This window comes from Aneurinibacillus sp. UBA3580, assembly GCF_002375825.1.
GTDB lineage: Bacteria > Bacillota > Bacilli > Aneurinibacillales > Aneurinibacillaceae > Aneurinibacillus > Aneurinibacillus danicus.
In genome coordinates, this window is sequence record NZ_DFMZ01000125.1 from 1 (window position 1) to 5290 (window position 5290).

At 49.0% G+C, this 5290-nt stretch carries 7 protein-coding genes and 1 other annotated feature; of the genes, 3 read left to right on the plus strand and 4 right to left on the minus strand.

Annotated elements, in window-relative coordinates; all coding sequences use genetic code 11:
* Positions 1-188 precede the first annotated feature (188 nt).
* Positions 189-395 carry a DUF378 domain-containing protein gene (locus B2899_RS16950; protein WP_146810567.1) on the minus strand — a complete coding sequence of 69 codons (207 nt, stop codon included), beginning with the start codon at positions 393-395 and terminating at the stop codon, positions 189-191.
* Between the two features lie 181 nt (positions 396-576).
* Positions 577-954: a DUF2512 family protein gene (locus B2899_RS16955; protein ID WP_170230276.1), complete on the minus strand. Its 378-nt coding sequence runs from the start codon at positions 952-954 to the stop codon at positions 577-579.
* 112 nt (positions 955-1066) lie between these two features.
* Here B2899_RS16955 and B2899_RS16960 point away from each other — a divergent pair, with 112 nt between their 5' ends.
* Positions 1067-2146: a M42 family metallopeptidase gene (locus tag B2899_RS16960; RefSeq protein WP_371863560.1), complete on the plus strand. Its 1080-nt coding sequence runs from the start codon at positions 1067-1069 to the stop codon at positions 2144-2146.
* Positions 2147-2216: 70 nt separating this feature from the next.
* On the opposite strand, the gene sspI is transcribed toward B2899_RS16960, so the two are convergent.
* The gene (sspI, locus tag B2899_RS16965) at positions 2217-2432 is read right to left on the minus strand and encodes a small acid-soluble spore protein SspI (protein WP_146810575.1); all 216 of its coding nucleotides are present in this window, start codon (positions 2430-2432) and stop codon (positions 2217-2219) included.
* A 138-nt stretch (positions 2433-2570) separates the two neighbouring features.
* On the opposite strand from sspI, the gene B2899_RS16970 reads away from it, so the two are divergent.
* Together B2899_RS16970 and B2899_RS16975 are read left to right on the plus strand one after the other, a co-directional pair.
* Positions 2571-3227, plus strand: a complete 657-nt coding sequence (locus B2899_RS16970) for a potassium channel family protein (RefSeq protein ID WP_146810577.1) — start codon at positions 2571-2573, stop codon at positions 3225-3227.
* 31 nt (positions 3228-3258) lie between these two features.
* On the plus strand, positions 3259-4050 hold the full coding sequence (locus B2899_RS16975) for a TrmH family RNA methyltransferase (RefSeq protein ID WP_146810579.1): 792 nt from the start codon (positions 3259-3261) through the stop codon (positions 4048-4050).
* A gap of 10 nt (positions 4051-4060) precedes the next feature.
* On the opposite strand, the gene B2899_RS16980 is transcribed toward B2899_RS16975, so the two are convergent.
* Positions 4061-4789, minus strand: coding sequence for a DUF2225 domain-containing protein (locus tag B2899_RS16980; RefSeq protein ID WP_286887304.1), 729 nt, complete (start codon positions 4787-4789; stop codon positions 4061-4063).
* Between the two features lie 179 nt (positions 4790-4968).
* Positions 4969-5194, plus strand: a binding site (T-box leader).
* Positions 5195-5290: the final 96 nt, after the last annotated feature.

Sequence of the window (5290 nt, forward strand, 5' to 3'; positions counted from 1 at the left end):
TGTGGAGCGTGTGACGCGGAGGGCGAGAAAGACCGGCAACTGTCTCCATCCCTGAACAACCCGGATGTTTTGCCGGTCCGACCGTAGCGACAAAAAGCGGCTGTTTGGCTTCTTTGAGGAAAAAGGACGAGCGGCAACGCCCGCGAGTTTTTCTCATTACAAAACTATTCTCTTTTCTTAAGATTCGCTTATGTCCGCGCTTTTTTAGGTGCACAGAACAATGTAATGGTATACAGGCCGCTCAAACCGATCAGTGCATAGACAATGCGGGAGAGCAATGCGTTCTGACCGCCGAAAATCGCGGCGATTAAGTCAAATTGAAAGAAGCCTATAAGTCCCCAGTTAATCGCGCCAATAATCACCAAAGCGAGTGCAATTCGCAACAGAGTGTTCATGCAAATCCCTCTTTTCCTTTTGGTTTGGCCAGAGACGGTCCTTACTCAGGAGATGTGAGATAATCGTTGTGTATATTTCATAACTATCACGAATACTTGTAAATTATTCATGTTTTGTAGAAATATTTTATAAAGCTTGTCTAGGAAAAGGGAATTGTCAATTATGTGTTTTGTGAGCCTATTAAGGAGAATGCAGTTTATGTTTTTTCTGGTTCGCACGAATATAACGATGCATGATAAATTCTACCATTCCTAAAGCAGTACCCGCTAGGATGCCGCCGGGCAGCGTAATCTGACTTTCGGGGAACAGCCAACCGGACATGTAGACGATAGCGACAATAGCGAGCGCTCCCTGAAGCGTGGCGAGGTAAATCCCGTACATGCCGAGTACCGCTTCATCGGCAAGCAGGCCGATGATTATCAGTAGCAGGCTTACATCAAGCCAGTGATTCACACTTCCGAATGTAAGCTGTCGGGGAAAGAGCATCGACAGTAAATAAAGAACGCCTGGAAACATAACCGCTTTATATAAAAGGTTAAGAATGACACGTTTTGCCACTTCAAGCCCTCCTTTTTGTTTTAGTATGTGTATAAAGTATGCGATAATATGGATAGGAAAGGTAAAGCTTGGCATTCTATATTCTGTATAGAACAACACGGGAGGAATCATTATGGAAGATAAGACATTGCAGATGTACAAAGAGCTGACCGAAACCCCCGGTGTTCCGGGTCATGAGCGCCAGGTGCGCGAAGTTATGCGCAAGTACATAGAGCCGTACGCCGACGAGGTGACGACCGACAATCTGGGAAGCTTGCTGGCGCGCAAAGGGAACAAGGGACCGAAGATTATGGTGGCCGGCCACCTGGATGAAGTGGGCTTTATGGTAACCATGATTACGGACAAAGGATTTCTGAAATTCCAGCCGCTTGGCGGTTGGTGGGAACAGGTGATGCTGGCGCAGCGCGTCGCCGTGCAGACACGAAACGGAGTCATCGAAGGGGTTATCGGCTCCGTACCTCCGCATATCCTGTCGCCTGAAGCACGCAAGAAGCCGGTTGATATAAAGGATATGTTCATTGATATCGGAGCTTCCAGCAAGGAGCAGGCCGAAGAATACGGAGTACGCCCGGGCGATACGGTTGTGCCGATTTGTCCGTTCACGATCATGACCAATCCGAAAATCATGATGGCGAAGGCCTGGGATAACCGTGTCGGTATCGCCATGGCTATTCAGACACTGCAGGAACTAAAAGGCGTTGATCATCCGAATACCGTTTACGGCGTGGGTACGGTACAGGAGGAAGTGGGCCTGCGCGGTGCACAAACATCCGTGTTCGCGATCGATCCGGATATTGCGTTCGCCGTAGATGTGGGAATTGCCGGCGATACTCCGGGCGTCAAGGAAGGGGATGCCATGTCCAAAATCGGGGAGGGACCGCAGATTCTGCTGTATGATGCGTCCATGATTGGCCATCCCGGCCTGCGCAAACTGGTGGTGGAGACGGCGGAAGAGCATAATATTCCGTTCCAGTATGACGTAATGGCGCGCGGCGGCACCGATGCAGGGCGTATGCATTTGAACGGCAAAGGCGTACCGTCCATCGTTATCGGCATCGCCACCCGCTACATCCATAGCCACGCTGCCATCCTGCATCGTGACGATATTGACAATGCAGTTAAACTTATCACTGAAACGATTAAAAAGCTCGACGAAGACACTGTCGCCAAAATTAAGCGCGGCGAATATTAATAAAGAAACAAATGAAAACTCCCGGAGTTCATTTATCCGGGAGTTTTTACTATTCCGCTCTGCTTCTACCTCATTGAACTTGATTGTAGATACAATCGACCATTTTGTTTTTCTCTTGATCGTTAGCTTCCCGCCACAGCAATTCGAACAGAACGCCCAGGCCGGGCAGCGTTTTTTCCTCACCGCTGGTGATAGCGTCCACAATTGTATGGCGTACATCTTCTTTAGATGAACCCTGCATGTTTTGCATGATCGCCGCACGCAAATCAAGGTTGGAAATGTTCATTTGCTCCACGCTCCTTCACCTAATAACCAAATGGCTTCGTACCATAGTTTCACCGGAATGATTTATTTTCATCCCTATCGAAAAGACTAGAAAGAGAGTGGTATAATAAAAAGCGGATTTGTAAAGGGGTGGAAATGCATGGCAGGTCAATCTTATGCGGTCATCGGTATGGGCCGTTTCGGCGCCAGTGTGGCGCAGGCGCTTTATAATATGGGATACGATGTCATGGTTCTTGACGAAAACGAGGAACGTATCCAGGATCATATCAATATTGCCACGCATGCGGTACAGGCGGACTCGACGGATGAACAGGCGCTCCGCGAAGTGGGTATCCGAAATTTCGATGTTGTAGTCGTGGCGATTGGTGCGGATATTCAGGCCAGTATTCTAACAACGCTTATTCTAAAAGAGATGGGCGTAAAGATGATTGTAGCCAAAGCGCAGAATGAACGGCATGGACAAGTGCTCTACAAGGTGGGTGCTGACCGCGTCGTATTTCCGGAACGCGACATGGGTCTGCGCGTCGCCCATAACCTGGTCTCGCCAAACGTGCTTGACTTCGTTGAACTGGCGGAAGAATACAGTATCGCCGAGGTAGCGGCATCTGAGGCTATGGATGGCAAGAATCTTATGGAGCTGGACGTTCGGGCCCGCTTCGGCGTTAACGTTATGGCGATTAAGAGCGGCAATTCATTCAATATTGCCCCGAATCCTTCGGATACAATTCATGAAGGGGATATTCTTATCGTAATCGGACATAATGACGATTTGAAGAAATTCGAGGAAGAATCTTGACAGACAGAATAGATGAGTAAGGAGTATACGGATGGAAACGATTATCTCGGTGCAGAATCCGCGCGTAAAAGGGTGGGCAAAGCTGCACACCCGCAAAGAGCGGGAGAAGACAGGACGTTTCCTGCTGGAAGGTCCGCATATTGTGGAGGAAGCATGCCGGGCAGGCATTATACTGGAAGCGGTGTTGCTGGAAGAAGAAGCGAACGTGCCGGAATGGTTGAACACATACCTGCGGGCGCACGGAAGCACTGACTTGATTCAGGTGAGCCGGCCTGTGCTGGAAAAGATAGCGGAAACTAAAACGCCTCAAGGTATGCTGGCTGTAGCGGAAAAGGGGGAGAGACGTCCTGAAGCATTGCCGGAGGACTGCCTGCTGCTCGTGCTTGATCGACTGCAGGACCCGGGCAATGTCGGAACGCTGATTCGTACGGCGGATGCGGCCGGCTTCGACGGAGTCGTTATCGGAGATGGCAGTGCGGACTTATACAATAGTAAAACCCTTCGCTCCACAATGGGCTCGCTGTTCCATCTGCCGATCTGGCAGGAAAATATACCTGAATTCATCAGACGGTCGAAGCAGCAGCAGCCCCAGTTGCGTATTATCGGAACAAGCCTGCAGGAATCCAGACCATATACGGATGTTTCTTATACAGGCGCGACGGCATTGGTTATCGGAAATGAAGGAAGCGGCATTTCCGATGAAGTATTGGCGCTTACCGACCAGAATGTTATTATTCCAATTCACGGACGCGCCGAATCTCTGAATGCAGCGATTGCGGGTTCCATTATGATGTATGAGGCAGTAAGGCAGCGTATGAGATAGGTACACTGCCCTATTTTTTTTCGATATCTTTCTTTTCGGCTTCTTCCCGCTGCCGTTTCATGTCCTCGCGCATGTTTTGCCATTGATCGCGAGCGGCACGCACCATCTGAGGTTCATTGGCTTTAAGCGGATGCTCGATAACTTTAGAGAAAAAGCGCAGTGCTTTATTATAATCTCCGAGCTGGCGGTGCAGCTCGCCGATAAGATAGGTAAGCTTAATTTCCGACATGCCAGCGCGCATATAATCTCCTTGTTCATAGGAAGCCTCATATTCTTTGAGTGCCAGTTCCAAAAAGCGTTTTTCGTGTTCTTTTTTCTTTTGGTATCGGTATAACCAGGCGAGACGCAGGCACAGACCGGCCAGTACGCAGTGGGGTTCCCGTCTGATATTGGCCGCGAAGATTGCCAGTTTATAAGTGGCTATGGCTTCCGGGATGCTGCGGATGCCGGTATAGTCCTTTTTTGTCCAGTTTGCCGTGATTTTCTCTTCGATAAGCTGCTCCAGCTGTGGAGGTACTTCTTTGCGGAATTGGTCATTGAAGGAATATCCGCACTGCGGACACACAACGACATGATACAGAATCGGATTTTCGGCATGGTCTTCGTAATGCTCGCAGAAATCAGGGTCACGCTTATACGGATGGCTGCGGCGCAGCCGTGTTTTTTTGCTGGTGAACTTGTATCCGCAGTGAGTACAGGTGAACTTCTTGTCATACAGAATGGTGTCTAATCGGCTCATGCGTTTCTCCTTTAGCAGTATTAATAACACAGGTAAAAATGTCCTATTGTTAGTATATGCCATAATTCACTGCAAAGGTAGGAAAAAATACGCAAGTGTAATTTTTGCACACTTGCGCATTTTCTTTGTATGCTATATAATCTATCATCAAATGACCTGATTTACATAGCGCTATATTGACAAAGGCACAGACGGAGACAAGTACGTGAAAGGGACGCTCCCAGGGAGGAGATGCCGTGACTGAAAGCATCTTCGAGACAGTTCGTTCACCGAATTCACTCCTGAGCCGGCCCCTGAACGCAAAAGTAGGGGGACACGGAATTTTTCCGTTATCAGGCTGTAAGATGGAAGCAGGAGTTTGCCTGCTTTCGAACAAGGGTGGTACCGCGACCTCTCGCCCCTTACCGGGCGAGAGGTTTTTTGCTGTGAAAATCATGAGGAAAGAAGGAGGGGCAGAAGGGAAAAAGGTTCAGGTGAAGAAAAAGACGTTCGCCTTTTTCC